The organism is Bradyrhizobium sp. STM 3566 (genome assembly GCF_045571445.1).
Lineage (GTDB): Bacteria > Pseudomonadota > Alphaproteobacteria > Rhizobiales > Xanthobacteraceae > Bradyrhizobium > Bradyrhizobium vignae.
In genome coordinates this window covers 3,873,214-3,888,926 of sequence record NZ_CP120692.1, presented here as the reverse complement: position 1 = coordinate 3,888,926, position 15,713 = coordinate 3,873,214, and the positions used below count along the sequence as shown (strand labels likewise).

Here is a 15,713-nt window from a genome sequence, read left to right as displayed (position 1 = left end):
GCCAGAAAGGCGCCCGCCCGGGATTTTTCACGTCCTGCCGTCCGCTTCGCGCGGCATCAGCAAAGCCGCATCGAACCTTTGCGCGTCGCCATAGACATATCTGCATTGGGGATTTCAGCGCCCAATGTCTAAACGGACGCCGCCAAGCGATGATATTCCGCTTGCGCGGCGTTGCGCTTTTCCGGCCGCGCTGGTCAGCTCGACGCGTGCCAGCCGGGCGGAAACGGGACGAAGGACCAGACCGCCTGGCTGTCGTTGGCGGCTTGCGGCGGCTCCTGTGACGGCGTTCTCACGATCGGCGCGGGCGCCATTCGCAACGCGAGGCGCAGGCGTGCACATTGCAATTTCATTGTCGTTGTTCCCCGCAAATCAACTTTTTTTTTGCAAACGTCCGATTGCTGGCAAAGCCCGACGTCAGCTCGAAAATCACCGTGCGCTGAAATAGTGCGCTCGTTCTCAAATCACGTATATTCTAGAAAAGCCGGCGCCGGCTTTCAACCGATCGCGCCGATCCATCCCAAGAAGTAAGGTTGATCGGTTAGGTTAAAGGCGAGCGGCTGTTGCGGCCGCTTGGGTGGCTGTTATCAGCTCGGACCCGGCTCGCGATGGGCTGCCCTTCTGTGCGACCACAGATCATGGTTCGTCGCAGCGCGCGTATCAGTTGAGTTCTGCGCCAGCGAGTTCTGTCCCATGTCTTTTGATCTTGACCTCAAGACCGTCGGCCCGCAGTCGAGCTGGACGGAGATCTGGCACCTCTGGACCGTGATCGTGCCGCGCCGCTCCATCAATGGGCAGTTCGTTGTCGGCAAGGTCTGGCGCCGCCACGACGGCCGCGAATGGATCTACAAGAAGTTCACGGAGTTCGACGGCGAAGAGGCGGCGTAGGGGCCGCCTCTCTCAGGCCGCCTTCGCCTCTGCGGCCGGCTTGGCCGGTGGCGGCTTCAGCGGCTTGTCCTGCTTCTTCGACCACGAGATGTAATAGGCCACCGTCGTCATGATCGCGATCCCGGCGATGCTGACGAAAATCTGCGCGAGCAGCGAGCCCGAACTCATCGACAGCTCGAAATGGCCGACGAAGGACAGGAACACGCCGACGCAGAACACGGCGAGCGACTGCTGGCCGCACACGATCAAGGGGTCGAACACCCTCCACTCCAGTCCCGGCCACTCCTTCGGCACGAAGCGGATCACCAGGATCACGATCACCACGAAATGGAGGAAGCGGTACGGTGCAAGATTGGTCTTGTCGTTGGGGTTGAAGGCCGCGAACAGCCATTCCGGGAGCATGCCGCCGAGAGCGGGGAAGCGGCCGGCCATGGTCATGACCAGCGCGAACAAGAGATAGCCGAGGCAGGCCCACAGGGTAATTGGCGAATTGATCAGCGCCATCGAGCGCCGGGCCCCGCCCATCGCGCACCAGGCGCCGAACACGAACAGCACCTGCCAGCAATAGGGGTTGAAGTACCACTGGCCGGCCGGATAGGCGTTCAGATTCCAGCCGAAGTGGCGCGCGGCGAGCCATAGCACGATCGACAGCGCCATCGTCAGGTCGGGCTTGCGCAGCATGAACCACAGCACCGGCGGAAACAGGCCCATCAGCACGATGTAGAGAGGCAGCACGTCGAGATTGAGCGGCTTGAAGCGCAGGAACAGGCCCTGGCGCAGCGTCTCGGTGGCATTGTCGACGAGGCCGGCGACGTTGAACTCGTTGATCATCTCGGAATCGCCGAAGCGCAGCGCGAGATAGCTGATCGAGGCGATGTAGATCACGAACAGGATGATGTGGGCGACATAAAGCTGCCAGACCCGCTTGGTCAGCCGCGTGGCGCCGACGACGAAGCCGCGCTCCAGCATCATCCGCGCATAGACGAAGGAGGCGGTATAGCCGGAGATGAAGACGAACAGATCGGCCGCGTCGGAAAAGCCGTAGTTGCGGGTCGTGATCCAGTTCACGACATTGTCGGGGATATGGTCGAGAAAGATCGCCCAGTTCGCGACACCGCGAAACAGGTCGAGCCTGAGATCACGGCCCTTTTCAGGGAGCGTGGCGTTGATGTTCAGGAAGGCCATGCGACGGGAGCTTTCGAAGGGGACGGATACGCTGGTGTCGGCGAGGCGGTGCCGCCGGGCGGGATACCGGCGCCGGAGGCGGGTACGCAATTGTCACGGTGCAGCATAATGACTATACCGTTGGTGAGGTGCCGGGGAGCCGGAATCACCGATCAGTTCCCGATCGGTTTCTCTATACTATCCCCGAGATTTCCACCAACTGCCACCGTGACGCATCGAAATCGAACGAAAAGACGAAGAGGCCCGGACCAGCCATGACCGCACGCATTTTCAAGCCCGCCAAGAACGCGATGCAATCCGGCCGGTCGAAGACGAAGGAATGGCAGCTCGACTACGAGCCGGAGCAGCCGCGCTCGGTCGAGCCGCTGATGGGTTGGACCTCGTCGAGCGACATGAAGCAGCAGATCACACTGCGCTTCCACTCCAAGGAAGAGGCTATCGCCTATTGCGAGCGCAAGGGCATCGCCTACCAGGTGGTCGAGCCGCAGGAGTCGATCCGCCGGCCGGTTGCCTATGCCGACAATTTCTCGTTCCGTCGCGGCGAGCCCTGGACGCATTGAGGGGCGGGCGGCCGCCGGCGGGACAAGCCCGGCTTGATGGCGGAGAGGCATTCCGCCCGTACGTGACAACGTCGCATCGGTGGCCAGCACCCCTTGGCATCAATTCCGCTGCGTGCTTCGCTGGGGCCATGACGAGCTCATGGCGAGGTGGGGTATGGCGGGGCGTGACCAGCTCGACGGCGTCGATCTGAAGATACTATCCGAACTGCAGCAGGACGGGCGGGTGCGCAACAACGAGCTGGCACTGCGGGTCGGCGTGTCGGCGCCGAACTGCCTGCGGCGGCTGAAATCGCTGTTCAGCCGGGGCGTCATCCGGGCGGTGCGCGCCGTCATCGACGAGCGGTTGCTCGGCTATGAGGTGGTGTCGTTCGTCTCGATCCAGCTCGGCAGTCAGGCCCAGCCGGTGCTGGAGACGTTCGAGAACTCGATCGCCGCGATCCCGCGCATCCAGCAGTGCTGGCGGATTTCGGGCGACACCGATTATCTCTTGAAGTGCGTCGCGCCCAGCGTCGAGAGCATGCGCCAGCAGCTCCTGCATTTCGCCGCGATGCCGAACGTGAAGAACGTCCGCAGCTTCCCCGTGCTGGGCGTCGCGAAGGATGTGCCGCTGCCGTTGCAGGAGGTCGCGGTAGCGGCGCCGGCGGGATAGGGATCTCGAGACATCCGTACGGACCGCTCGGCATTTCACGCAATCCGAATTATTGTGCATGAGTTAGTCACCTAACTGTGACATGTGATTTGCGAAGCCCTGCAATGCGCTGAGCCGTGATTGTCGGGTCCCTGGGCCGGCCTAGATCCAAGGCGTGAACCTCCGCGTGCCTGGCATGCCGAGGACTTTTTTGTGGGACCCTGAAGCAGGAAAAGACACCATGACATCGATTTCGAAGGCGTTCGTCGCATCGGCCGCGACGCTGTTTGCATCTGCGTTTCTCATGATGACCACCCCCGCAGCACAGGCCGAAGAATACTGCATCACCAACGGTGCCCAGGCGGCGCATGGCTGCGGCTATCCGACGATGGAAGCATGCCGGGCAGCGGCCGGCGGCATCGGCGGCATCTGCTCGCAGAGCGGCGCCTCCAAGACCTCGAACGACGCGTTCGCCTTTCAGCCGAAGCAGACGCAGTCGCGCAAGCTTCGGTCGGGCGGGCAGACCAATTCGAACTGACGCCTGAAATCTTGTCGAGCCCTGAAATGTCGCGGCCTCCGAGGCATCGCGGGGGCCGCAACTTTTTGACGTCGCGCGCCTGCGTGCCTCACCGATACCGGCCGCGAAACTCGCGCGGGCTTGTGCCGGTCCAGCTGCGGAAGGCGCGCGAAAAACTCTTCTCGTTGCGGAAGCCGGCGATCTCCGCGATGCGCTTGATCGGGGTGCGGCCGCGCATCAGCTCCTGTTTTGCCAGCTCGAATTTTGCTTCTTCCTTGAGGTCGCGCAGCGAGGTGGACTCCTCGCGCAGGCGACGATGCATGGTGCGGGTGGAGAGTGCGAGTTCGCTCGCCACGTCCTCGGCGCCGAGGATCCGTCCACGCGCATTGCGCAGCACGCGGCGGACACGCTCGACCAGCAGCCGGTCCCGCCGGTAGGGCAGCACGGTCAGCCTGAGCGCGCCCTCGAGCATGTTGTCGAGATCGGTGGCGCTGCGCGCGAGCGGCAGCGATAGATAGTGCTTGTCGAAGACGATGCGGGCATTGGCCGCGTCGAAGCGGACGTTCCTGCAAAAGATGGTCGGATAGACCGAGACGTGGCCGGGCTCGGGGTAGGGGAATTCAGCCGCGCGGAGCGCGATCTGGGAGTCGACGGCCCAACACGAGAAGCCGAGCACGTAGCGGAACAGGGTGACCAGGCAGAACTCGCGCAACGGCCCGAGGTCGCGCAGCTCACGGATCGAAACGATTGCGGTCTCTTCGCCAACCTCGAGATCGAGCAGCACGTCATCGGTGACCAGGCGGTGATGCCTGCACCAGCGCTTCATCGCGACCTCCAGCGTCGGCGCGGTGATGGAGGCGCGGCACAGCATGCCATAGGTGCCCCAGGGCAGCCGGCGGGAAAACCAGCCGAGCGCCTCGTCGTCGAGCTCGCGCATGGCGTGGCCTGCCAGCGCCTCGAACTGGGCCGCGGTGACCCTCCCATCCGGAGAATTGAGAAGGTCCGGCGGGACTTGACCCCGGCTCAGCGCCTCCGCGGGATCGCGGCCGTATCGTTCATAGGCGGCGACCACGCCGCGGACGAAGGCGGCGGGAGTCACGGCGCGGCGCGGGACCGCGGTGGCGGCTTGAAAAGGCATCGGAATTCCCTCAGGAAAATCCTCGCCAAGTTTGGCGGAAAATGCAACCTTTTCGACTGCAAGAGGGCCCGGACCGGGCTAGGTTCGGACCCCAAAACACGGAGGAATCGCCTTGAACATTCCGAGCATCGATTTCGATCTAGGCGAAGACATCAGCCTGCTGCGCGACACGGTTCGCTCCTTCGTGGAGGCGGAGATCACCCCGCGCGCCGCGGAGATCGAGAAAGCCAACCTGTTCCCAGCAGACCTCTGGAAGCGCCTTGGCGACCTTGGCCTGCTCGGCATGACCGCGCCGGAGCAATATGGCGGGTCCAACATGGGCTACCTCGCCCATATTGTCGCCATGGAGGAGATTTCGCGCGGCTCGGCTGCCGTGGGGCTGTCCTACGGCGCCCATTCCAATCTCTGCGTCAACCAGATCCGTCGCAATGGCAACGACGCGCAGCGGCAGCGCTATCTGCCCAAGCTGATTTCCGGCGAGTATGTCGGCGCGCTTGCGATGTCCGAGCCCGGTGCCGGCTCCGACGTCGTCTCGATGAAGCTGCGCGCCGACAAGCGCGGCGACCGCTACGTGCTCAACGGCTCGAAGATGTGGATCACCAATGGCGGCGACGCCGACGTGCTCGTCGTCTATGCGAAGACCGATCCGGAGGCGGGCCCGCGCGGCATGACGGCCTTCCTGATCGAGAAGGGCTTCAAAGGCTTCACCCACGGTCAGCATCTCGACAAGCTCGGCATGCGCGGCTCCAACACCTATCCTCTGTTCTTCGACGAATGCGAGGTGCCAGAGGAGAACGTGCTCGGCAAGGTGGGCGAGGGCGTCAAGGTGCTGATGTCCGGCCTCGACTATGAGCGCGCGGTGCTCTCGGGCGGCCCGCTCGGGATCATGGCGGCCTGCATGGATGCCGTCGTGCCCTACATGCACGAGCGCAAGCAGTTCGGCCAGCCGATCGGCGACTTCCAGCTGATGCAGGGCAAGCTCGCCGACATGTATTCGACCTGGCAGGCCACGCGCGCCTATGTCTATGCGGTGGGGCGCGCCTGCGACCGCGCCGATCACGCGCGCACCCTGCGCAAGGATGCGGCGGCTGCGATCCTCTATTCGGCGGAGAAGGCGACGTGGATGGCGGGCGAGGCGATCCAGGCCCTCGGCGGGGTCGGCTACACCAGCGAATTCCCCGTGGGGCGTCTCTGGCGCGACGCGAAACTCTACGAGATCGGCGCCGGTACGTCCGAGGTGCGCCGCATGCTGATCGGCCGCGAGCTGATGGCCGAGACGGCTTAACGTTCACCTCATTGGAATCATCATGCCGCTCCATTCCAGCATCGATCCGTCTTCGTCAGACTTTGCACGTAACGCCGAAGCCATGCGCGCGCTCGTCGCGGATTTGCGCGAGAAGCTGAGCCAGGTCGCCGGCGGCGGTGGTGAGGCCTCGCGCAACCGCCACACCGCGCGGGGCAAGATGTTGGCGCGCCAGCGCGTCGATCTCTTGGTCGATCCCGGCACCTCGTTCCTGGAGCTGTCGCCGCTCGCGGCCTACGGCCTCTATGGCGGCGACGTGCATTCGGCGAGCGTCGTCACGGGGGTCGGGCGCATTTCAGGGCGCGAATGCGTGATCGTCGCCAACGATGCCACCATCAAGGGCGGCACCTATTATCCGATGACGGTGAAGAAGCATCTGCGCGCCCAGGATATCGCGCGACAGAACAATCTTCCCTGCGTCTACATGGTCGATTCCGGCGGCGCCTTCCTGCCGCTCCAGGACGAGATCTTCCCGGACGAGCGGCATTTCGGCCGCATCTTCTACAACCAGGCGCAGATGTCCTCGCAGGGCATTCCGCAGATCGCGATCGTCATGGGCTCCTGCACTGCCGGCGGCGCCTATGTTCCCGCGATGTCGGACGAGAGCATCATCGTGCGCAATCAAGGCACCATCTTCCTCGGCGGCCCGCCGCTGGTGAAGGCCGCGACCGGCGAGGTCGTCAGCGCGGAGGAGCTCGGTGGCGCAGACGTGCATTCGCGGCAATCGGGCGTGACCGATCATTACGCTCAGAACGATGCCCATGCGATCGGCATCGCCCGGCGCATCGTCGGCACGCTCAAGCCTTCCGCGCGGCCGAACCTCAACATGCACCCGCCGCGTGAGCCGCTGTTTGCCGCTGAGGAGATTTATGGCGTGGTGCCCGTGGACGGCAGAAAGCCATTCGACGTGCGCGACATCATCGCCCGCATCGTCGACGGCTCCGAGTTCGACGAGTTCAAGAAACTCTACGGCACGACGCTGGTGTGCGGCTTCGCCCATATCTGGGGGTTTCCTGTCGGCATCATCGCCAACAACGGCATCCTGTTCAGCGAGAGCTCGCTGAAGGGCGCGCATTTCATCGAGCTGTGCTGCCAGCGCGGCATTCCGCTGGTGTTCCTGCAGAACATCACGGGCTTCATGGTCGGCAAGAAATACGAGGCTGGCGGCATCGCGCGTGACGGCGCCAAGCTGGTCACGGCGGTTGCGACCGCCTCGGTGCCGAAATTCACCATCGTGATCGGCGGCTCCTACGGCGCCGGCAATTACGGCATGTGCGGCCGCGCCTACTCGCCGCGCTTCCTCTGGATGTGGCCGAATGCGCGCATCTCGGTGATGGGCGGCGAGCAGGCCTCTATGGTGCTGAGCCAGGTGCGGCGCGACAACATCGAGGCCAAGGGCGATAGCTGGTCCAGGGAAGAGGAAGATAAATTCCGCGAGCCCATCCGCGCGCAATATGAGAGCCAGGGGCACCCGTATTACGCGACCGCGCGTCTGTGGGACGACGGCGTCATCGACCCGGCCGACACGCGCCTCGTGCTCGGGCTCGGCCTCTCGGCGGCGTCGAATGCGCCGATCGAGCCGACGAAATTCGGCCTGTTCAGGATGTGATGTGATGGACCGCTCGAAGCTCTACCGGCCGTTTCGCACGCTCCTGATCGCCAACCGCGGCGAGATCGCCTGCCGCGTCATCCGCACCGCACGCGCCATGGGCCTGCGCACGGTCGCCGTCTATTCGGAGGCCGACCGCGACGCGATGCATGTCGCGCTCGCCGACGAAGCCGTGCTGCTCGGGCCGGCACGCGCCCGCGACAGCTATCTCAACGTCGAGCGGCTGATCGAGGCCGCGCGCAAGACCGGCGCGGAAGCTGTGCACCCCGGCTACGGCTTCCTGTCGGAGAATGCCGAATTCGCGCGGGCCTGCCTCGATGCGGGGCTCGTCTTCGTCGGCCCGACCGCCGGGATGATGACGGCAATGGGCTCGAAGTCCGGTTCCAAGGAGCTGATGGAGAAGGCCGGCGTGCCGCTGGTGCCCGGTTATCATGGTGAGGCCCAGGACGAGGCGACGCTGTCGAAGGCGGCCGAGAAGATCGGCTTTCCCGTCCTGGTGAAGGCCTCCGCCGGCGGTGGCGGCCGCGGCATGCGGATCGTGCGTTCGGCGGCCGAGCTCGGGGTTGCGATCGTCAGCGCCAAGCGCGAGGCCCTGGCCGCGTTCGGCGATGATCGCATGCTGATCGAAAAGTATGTCGACAATCCCCGGCATATCGAGGTGCAAGTGATCGGCGACAGCCACGGCAATCTCTTGTCGCTGTTCGAGCGCGAATGCACGTTGCAGCGCCGGCACCAGAAGGTGATCGAGGAGGCGCCGTCGCCGACGCTCAACGCCGCGCAACGCGAAACGGTCTGCGCCGCCGCCCGAAAGGCGGCGGGCGCGGTCAACTATGTTGGCGCCGGCACCATCGAGTTCGTCTCCGACGGCAAGGACGTGTTCTTCATCGAGATGAACACGCGTCTGCAGGTCGAGCATCCCGTGACCGAGCTGATCACCGGGATCGACCTCGTCGAATGGCAGCTGCGGGTCGCCTTCGGCGAGGCGCTGCCGCTCAAGCAAGACGAGATCCGGCTCAACGGCCATGCGGTCGAAGCGCGCGTCTATGCCGAGAACCCGACCAAGAACTTCATGCCGTCGGTCGGCAGGATCTCGACCTGGCGGCTGCCGGCGGAGACCGGGGGCTTGCGCATCGACGCCGGCTATCGCGAAGGCGATGCGGTCTCGCCGTACTATGACGCCATGCTGGCCAAGATGATCGCCTGGGGACCGACGCGGGACGTGGCGATCGAGCGGCTGAACCGCGGGCTGGAAGAGACCGACGTTCGCGGCATCGTCACCAACATCCCGTTCCTGTCGGCACTGATGACGCATCCGAAGGTGTGGACGAATGCGGTCGACACTGGCTTCATCGAGCGCGAGCTGGCGGTGTTGACGCAGGCTGCGCCGGCGCCCGGAGAGCTCGAACTCTGCGCCGCGGTGGCCGCTGTCGTCAACGAGGAGCAGCAGGCCGCGCGTGCGCAGGCAAATTCACCCTGGCAGACCTTCGGCTGGCAGCCGGTCGGCCGACGCCAGCGCAGCTTTGCCTTCCGTGTCGGGCATGGTGTTGGTCATGGGCCGGAGCAGAAGATCTCGCTGAACTACGGCAGTGGCCCCTCGACGCTGCTGATCGGCGAACGCGAGCTCGCCTTCACGATCGCGGCGAAGGACGGTGGCTTCGATCTCACGCTCGACGGCGTCAAATCGTCCGTCGCTGCCGTGATCGACGGCCATGAATTGTATCTGCGCACCCGCAACGGCCGGTTCGACCTGCACTGGGTCGATCCGTTCGGCGGCGAGAGCGAGGAGCATGTCGGCGAAGACAAGATCGCGGCACCCTTGCCGGGCACGGTCGTCGCCGTGCTCGCCGAGGAAGGCGCCAAGCTCGACAAGGGCGCGCCGATCCTGACTCTCGAAGTGATGAAGATGGAGCAGACGCTGCGGGCGCCCTATGCGGGTGTGCTGAAGTCCATCAAGTGCAAGGTCGGCGATATCGTGCAGGAGGGCGTGGAGCTTGCCGTGGTCGAGCCGGCAGGAGAGTGACATGAGCGATTCCGTCCGCATCATCGAGATGGGGCCGCGCGACGGCCTCCAGAACGAGAAGACATCAGTCAGTGTCGAGGCCCGCATAGCCTTCATCGAGGCGCTGGTTGCGGCCGGCCTCGATACGGTCGAGGTCGGCGCCTTCGTCTCGCCCAAGGCGATCCCGCAGATGGCAAGCTCGGATGCCGTGCTGCGCGGCGTCGCGCATGTGAAGGGCGCCGAATTCCACGTGCTGGTGCCGAACGAGAAGGGCTATGACGCCGCACGTGCCGCGGGCGCGAAAGTCGTCTCCGTGTTCGCGGCGGCCTCGGAAGGCTTCTCGCGCGCCAACATCAACTGTACGATTGCGGAGTCCATCGGGCGGTTCAAGCCTGTGCTGGCGCGCGCCAAGGCGGACGGCGTCAAGGTGCGCGGCTATATCTCCTGCGTGCTGGGCTGTCCGTTCGACGGCGAGATCGAGCCAAAGGCGGTCGCCGACCTCGCGAGCACGCTGTTCGAGCTCGGCTGCTACGAGATCTCGCTCGGCGACACCATCGGCGTCGGTACGCCCAGCAAGGCAAAAGAGATGCTGCGCGCGGTCAGCGCCAACATTCCCGTCGGCAAGCTCGCGATGCATTTCCACGACACCTACGGGCAGGCGCTCGCCAATCTCTATGCCGGGATGGAGGAGGGCGTCCGCGTCATCGACGCTGCCGCCGGCGGCCTCGGCGGCTGTCCCTATGCGCCGGGCGCGACTGGCAACGTCGCGACCGAGGATGTCGTTTACATGCTCGAGGGTATGGGCATCAGGACCGGCGTCGATATGGACCGGCTGCTGGCGGCGACCAACGCGATGAGCGGCGTGCTCGGCAAGCCGCCCGCAAGCCGCGTGGCGTCCGCGCTGAATGCGAAGAAGAGGCGAGCGGTCTCCTAGTTCTCCGTCATTGCGAGCCAACGGGTCCGCGCGAGCGCGGCCCGATGACAGGCTCCGCGAGGCAATCCAGAATCCCTCCGCGGAGCAACCCTGGATTGCTTCGTCGCAAGCGCTCCTCGCAATGACGACTGAGAGAGCTTTCGTCAGGCCGCCTTCAGCCCGACATCCGGCAGGCGCGGACGGTTCTTGAGCGCCTTGGCCATCATGGTCTCGACCTCGGCCTTCTCGTGCGGCAGCAACGCCAGGCGCGGCGGGCGGGTCAGCGCGGTGCCACGGCCCATGATGTGCTCGCACAGCTTGATGCACTGGACGAGGTCCGGGCGGGCATCGAGATGCAGGAGCGGCATGAACCATTCGTAGAGCGGCATCGCCTCGGCAAAGCGGCCGGCCTTGGCGAGACGGAACAGCGTCTCGCCCTCGCGCGGGAACGCATTCGACATGCCGGAGACCCAGCCCACGGCACCCATCGCGACGCTCTCGACGATGACGTCGTCGAGGCCCGCGAACAGCACGAAGCGGTCGCCGACCATGTTGCGGGTGTCGATGAAGCGGCGCGTGTCGCCGGAGGAATCCTTGAAGCACACGACGGTTTCGACGTCGGCGAGCGAGGCCAGGACGTCCGGCGTGACGTCGTTCTTGTAGATCGGCGGATTGTTGTAGAGCATCACCGGCAGGTCAGTCGCGCTGGCGACGGCGCGGAAATGCGCGGCGGTCTCGTGCGGCTTGGAGGAGTAGACCAGGGCCGGCATCACCATCACGCCGTCGATGCCGACACGTGCGGCTTCCTTGGCGGTCTCGACTGCGAAGGCCGTGGTGAATTCGGCGATGCCGCACAGCACGGGCACGCGGCCGGCCGCGACCGACTTCGCCGCCTCCATGATCGCGACCTTCTCCTTGCGCTCCAGCGAGGTGTTCTCGCCGACCGAGCCGCAGACGATCAGGCCGGAGACGCCGTCGCGGATCAGGCCGTCCATGACCTTGGCGGTCGCCTCGATATTGAGCGACAGGTCGTCGTTGAATTGCGTGGTAACGGCCGGGAAGACCCCTTCCCAGGAGATGCGTGGGCTCATTGTTTGGCTCCGATTGAAATTGTGCCGGCGGATCATTCGATCCGCCGGGCATTGACGTGAGGGAGGTGGACGAGGTCAGAGCGTCGCGCCGACCTTGCGCAGCTCGGCGAGCACGGGGGCTTTCGGCAGCCAAATCTTGTCGAACTCGGCGATGACGGCCTCGGTGTCCTTGGCGTCGACCTGGCGGATCGGGATCGGCGCGTTCTTGAAGCTCTCGATCAGCGCCGGCTCGTTGCCGGCGAGCTCGTCGATCTGCGCATCAAGCGTCGTCTTGATCGTCTTGGTGATCAGCTCGCGGTCGGCGGCGGGGAGCGATTGCCAGACGCGGCCCGAGACGACGGCGGCCATCGGCATGAAGACGGCATTCATCTGCAGGATCACCTTCGACACCTTGTCGAAACGCTGATTCCAGGAGAACTCGAGATCGGCTTCGAGGCCGTCGACCTGGCCGTTGGCCATGGCGTCGAACACTTGCGGCGTCGGGATCGGCGTCGGTGCTGCGCCCAGCGAGGAGTAGAAATCGCGATAGACCGGCGTCGGATTGATGCGCAGCTTCATGCCCTTGATGTCGGCGAGCGAATTCAGGTCCTTGGAGGAGAACACGGCGCGCATGCCGGTGATGCCCCAGCCGAGCCCGATGGTCCCGGTCTCCTGCGGCAGCACGTCGAACAGCTTCACCGCCGCTGGATGGCGCACGAACTTTGCGACCGAAGGCGTCGAGCGGACGATGTAGGGCGCATTGATCGCGGCGATGTGCGGCACGCGCGAGCCGAGCTCGGCGGCCTGGATGAAGCCCATGTCGAGCGCGCCGGACTGCAATTGCTGCATCATCGCGGTTTCGTTGCCGAGCTGGCCGGAGTGGAACACGGTCACGGTCAGACGGCCGTTGGTCGCGGCCTTGAGATCCTCGCCGAATTTGAGCGCGGCCTTGTTCCAGGAATGCCCGTTCGGCGTGATCAGGCCGAGGCGGAATTCCTTGGCCTGGGCGAGCGCCAGCGATGGCGCGAACACCGAGGCGGCGGCACTGGCGGCGAGAAAGCGGCGGCGTGAAAGCGGCATGGTCGGGCTCCTTTCGGATGGGCCTATTTGACGAGGATCAGCGAGAGCGACGGGTAGAGCGAGAGCAGCACCAGCAGGAGGCAGGAGATGACGAAGAAGGGCAGCGTCACCATGAACATCTTGCCGGGCTTGGCGCCGGTGACGGCGGCCGCGACGAAGAAGCAGAGCCCGACCGGCGGCGACAGCAAGCCGAGCACGAGGTTGATCACCACCACGACTCCGAACTGCCGGGGGTCGATGTGATAGATCTCGGTTGCGACCGGCAGCAGGATCGGCACCGTCATGATCAGGCCGGGAATGCCGTCGATGACCGTGCCGATGATCAGCAGGATGACGTTGCAGATCAGCATGAAGCTGATCGGGCCCTTGGCGGCGGACTGGATCCACCCGGCGGTCTCCTGCGGCACCTTGCCGAAGATCAGCACCCAGGAGAACACGGCGGCGGCAGCGACCAGGAACAGCACGATCGCCGAATAGATCGCGCTGCGCAGCATCATCTGCGGCAGCTGGGAGAACTTGAACTCCCTGGTCCAGTATTTTCCAACGAGCGCTGCGGCGACCGCGCCGACGGCTGCAGACTCCGTGGCATTGGCGATGCCGCCGAGAATGGTGCCGACGATCACGATCGGGATCAGCAGCGTCGGCGAGGTCCGCAGGATCGTCATGACGCGCTGGCGTGGCGTCTGATAGTCCGCGCGGGGGTAGTTGTACATGTACCCCATCAGCGCGATGACGAGGCAGAACATCACCGTGAGAATGACGCCCGGCACGATGCCGGCGATCAGCATGTCGCTGACCGAGACTTGCGCCAGCACGCTGTAGACCACGAACATCACCGAGGGCGGGATGATCGGGCCGAGCATCCCGCCATAGGCGGTGAGGCCCGCCGCGAAGGTCTTGTCGTAGCCCTTCTTCTCCATCTCCGGCACCATGATCTGGGCCATGATCGCGACCTGCGCGGTTGCGGAGCCCAGGATGGAGGAGATGAACATGTTGGCGAGGATGTTGACGTAGGCGAGCCCGCCCTTGAGCGAGCCGACGAAGGCCATCGCCATGTCGACGATGCGCCTCGTGATGCCGCCGCCGTTCATGATCTCGCCGATCAGGATGAACAGCGGAATGGCGATCAGGCCATAACTGTCGACGCCGCCGAACAGCTGGAGCGGATAGGACTGGAACAGCACCGGGTTGCCCGACGCTGCGATGTAGACCAGGCCGGCGAGGCACAGGCAGAGCCCGATCGGCACGCCGACAAGCATGAACACCATGAAGGCTGCTGACGTGATCATCAGTTGACCCCATCCAGCTCGGAGAGCTGGAAGCCCTTTGGCGGCGTACGCGGGACCAGCTCGAGATCTTCCAGCAGATTGGCGAGGCCGTGAATGGTCATCGACACCGCGAAGATCGGCAGCGTCAGATACAGCACCCAGGTCGGCCAGTTCAGCGTCTGGGTGTGCTCGGTGTAGAGGAAGTTGAATGTCGCGGCCGCGAGCTTGCGCCCATCGAAGCCGGCGCGGGCAAGCCCGACCGGATCCATCCAGAGCACGCAGGTCACGATCAGAGCGAGGCCGAACACGACGACGAGGCCGGTCGAGGTCACCTTGGCGACCTTCTGGTGCTGCGGCGAAAGACGCTCCGTCAGCATCGTCACCGCGAAATCGAGCCGCAGCCGCGTCATCGCGGAGGCGCCGATGAAGGTCAGCCAGACCACGCAATAGACCGCGGATTCATCAATCCAGTAGATGGGAAAGTGCGAGTAGCGGGTGACGACGTTCACCAGGATCAATCCGGTGAGCAGGTACATCAGGCCCATCAGCGCCAGACGCTCGAAGGCGAGCAGGGCGCTCGACATCCGGACGATCGTCCGCCGGAGGCTGAGCGCGCGCGTGGCCGGCATGGTCTGCTCGATCATGAAAGAGGCCCCAACCCCCGAAAGATTTGTCGTGCGATCGCCGAATGTATAATTTATACATTTTGGGAGTCAAACGGAGTTTGCGGTCATTTTGACGGCAGGGCGCGCTCATGCTGGGCACTTCTCTTTTGTGGAGTGCTTGGCTTTTGCCGGATGTCTCAACATGCAAGACAGGGACCGCGTCGGCCGAACGAGTCGAGAAGGACAACAGACGATCAGATGAGACAGCCTCTGAAGCATCGCACCTTGTCGGCTGCGATCGTCGACCAACTCCGGCAGGCGATCCTCGACGGCACCTATCCGGCCGGATCGCAACTGCGCCAGGACGCGCTCGGCGAGGCCTATGGCGTCAGCCGCATTCCCGTCCGCGAGGCGCTATTCCAGCTCGAGGCGGAAGGCCTGGTGCGGATCGTTCCGCAGAAGGGCGCCATCGTCTCGGAGCTGTCGCTGGACGAGATCAACGACGTCTTCGACCTGCGCCGAATCCTGGAGCCGCGATTGCTCGCACAGTCGGCGCCGCGTTTCACCGCGGAGGATTTCGAGGGGCTCGACGACATCCATAGGCGGTTCGAGAAGGCGATCAAGGCGAGGAACGTGAGCGAGTGGGGCCAGCTCAACGCCGACTTCCACATGGCGCTCTACGTGCACGCACCGCAGCCGCGCACGCGCGCAATCGTGCTGTCGCTGCTCCAGACCAGCGACCGTTACACGCGTCTGCAGCTCTCCAACACCAAGGCGATGGGCATTGCCGAAAAGGAGCACGCCCAGCTGATCGCGCTCTGCCGCGCGCAAAAGGTCGAGGAGGCGTGCCGGTTTCTGGAGCGGCACATCGAAGCCGTCCGTAAGGATCTGTTGCAGGTCGTGGCGAACGCACCGCGCTCGCGGCGGAAGGAGAATTCGTAGGGCGGGTCAGC

15 protein-coding genes are annotated in these 15,713 nt (G+C 64.6%); 9 read left to right on the top strand and 6 right to left on the bottom strand.

Translation table 11 applies throughout. The features are described from left to right. Positions 1–690: 690 nt before the first annotated feature. Entirely contained in the window at positions 691–885 is a 195-nt protein-coding gene (locus P6U27_RS18620) for a hypothetical protein (protein WP_122403331.1), read from the top strand. Positions 886–897: 12 nt separating this feature from the next. Here the strand turns inward: P6U27_RS18620 and P6U27_RS18615 are convergent, their stop codons facing one another. Further along, positions 898–2,070 (bottom strand): OpgC domain-containing protein, encoded by a 1,173-nt coding sequence (locus P6U27_RS18615; RefSeq protein ID WP_122403330.1) that lies wholly within the window; start codon positions 2,068–2,070, stop codon positions 898–900. Between the two features lie 254 nt (positions 2,071–2,324). Here P6U27_RS18615 and P6U27_RS18610 point away from each other — a divergent pair, with 254 nt between their 5' ends. From P6U27_RS18610 to P6U27_RS18600, 3 genes are all read left to right on the top strand, one after another. Continuing rightward, positions 2,325–2,630, top strand: coding sequence for an ETC complex I subunit (locus tag P6U27_RS18610; RefSeq protein WP_129144831.1), 306 nt, complete (start codon positions 2,325–2,327; stop codon positions 2,628–2,630). A gap of 154 nt (positions 2,631–2,784) precedes the next feature. Then, positions 2,785–3,279, top strand: coding sequence for an Lrp/AsnC family transcriptional regulator (locus tag P6U27_RS18605; protein ID WP_407194381.1), 495 nt, complete (start codon positions 2,785–2,787; stop codon positions 3,277–3,279). Between the two features lie 220 nt (positions 3,280–3,499). Beyond that, on the top strand, positions 3,500–3,796 hold the full coding sequence (locus P6U27_RS18600; protein WP_407194380.1) for a DUF3551 domain-containing protein: 297 nt from the start codon (positions 3,500–3,502) through the stop codon (positions 3,794–3,796). A gap of 88 nt (positions 3,797–3,884) precedes the next feature. On the opposite strand, the gene P6U27_RS18595 is transcribed toward P6U27_RS18600, so the two are convergent. Beyond that, positions 3,885–4,913 carry an AraC family transcriptional regulator gene (locus tag P6U27_RS18595; protein ID WP_407194379.1) on the bottom strand — a complete coding sequence of 343 codons (1,029 nt, stop codon included), beginning with the start codon at positions 4,911–4,913 and terminating at the stop codon, positions 3,885–3,887. Positions 4,914–5,025: 112 nt separating this feature from the next. Here P6U27_RS18595 and P6U27_RS18590 point away from each other — a divergent pair, with 112 nt between their 5' ends. Genes P6U27_RS18590 through P6U27_RS18575 form a run of 4 tightly spaced genes read left to right on the top strand, consistent with a single transcriptional unit; the run spans position 5,026 to position 10,758 of the window. Next, positions 5,026–6,198: an isovaleryl-CoA dehydrogenase gene (locus tag P6U27_RS18590; protein ID WP_164937079.1), complete on the top strand. Its 1,173-nt coding sequence runs from the start codon at positions 5,026–5,028 to the stop codon at positions 6,196–6,198. 22 nt (positions 6,199–6,220) lie between these two features. After that, positions 6,221–7,825 carry a carboxyl transferase domain-containing protein gene (locus P6U27_RS18585; RefSeq protein WP_407194378.1) on the top strand — a complete coding sequence of 535 codons (1,605 nt, stop codon included), beginning with the start codon at positions 6,221–6,223 and terminating at the stop codon, positions 7,823–7,825. A gap of 4 nt (positions 7,826–7,829) precedes the next feature. Continuing rightward, positions 7,830–9,845: an acetyl/propionyl/methylcrotonyl-CoA carboxylase subunit alpha gene (locus P6U27_RS18580; RefSeq protein ID WP_407194377.1), complete on the top strand. Its 2,016-nt coding sequence runs from the start codon at positions 7,830–7,832 to the stop codon at positions 9,843–9,845. Position 9,846: 1 nt separating this feature from the next. Then, positions 9,847–10,758, top strand: a complete 912-nt coding sequence (locus P6U27_RS18575) for a hydroxymethylglutaryl-CoA lyase (RefSeq protein WP_407194376.1) — start codon at positions 9,847–9,849, stop codon at positions 10,756–10,758. A gap of 143 nt (positions 10,759–10,901) precedes the next feature. On the opposite strand, the gene P6U27_RS18570 is transcribed toward P6U27_RS18575, so the two are convergent. The 4 genes from P6U27_RS18570 to P6U27_RS18555 form a co-directional block, all read right to left on the bottom strand. Further along, on the bottom strand, positions 10,902–11,828 hold the full coding sequence (locus P6U27_RS18570) for a dihydrodipicolinate synthase family protein (RefSeq protein ID WP_407194375.1): 927 nt from the start codon (positions 11,826–11,828) through the stop codon (positions 10,902–10,904). A gap of 75 nt (positions 11,829–11,903) precedes the next feature. Next, a complete protein-coding gene (locus P6U27_RS18565; RefSeq protein ID WP_122403321.1) occupies positions 11,904–12,887 on the bottom strand; it encodes a TRAP transporter substrate-binding protein in 984 nt (327 codons plus the stop codon). A gap of 23 nt (positions 12,888–12,910) precedes the next feature. After that, positions 12,911–14,176 (bottom strand): TRAP transporter large permease, encoded by a 1,266-nt coding sequence (locus P6U27_RS18560; protein ID WP_407194374.1) that lies wholly within the window; start codon positions 14,174–14,176, stop codon positions 12,911–12,913. Next, positions 14,176–14,784, bottom strand: a complete 609-nt coding sequence (locus tag P6U27_RS18555; protein WP_122406682.1) for a TRAP transporter small permease — start codon at positions 14,782–14,784, stop codon at positions 14,176–14,178. Before P6U27_RS18555 ends, P6U27_RS18560 begins: the two co-directional genes overlap by 1 nt. 234 nt (positions 14,785–15,018) lie before the next feature. Between P6U27_RS18555 and P6U27_RS18550 the strand changes: the two genes are divergently transcribed. Beyond that, complete coding sequence (locus tag P6U27_RS18550) at positions 15,019–15,702, top strand: GntR family transcriptional regulator (RefSeq protein ID WP_129144837.1); 684 nt, start codon at positions 15,019–15,021, stop codon at positions 15,700–15,702. Positions 15,703–15,713 lie beyond the last annotated feature (11 nt).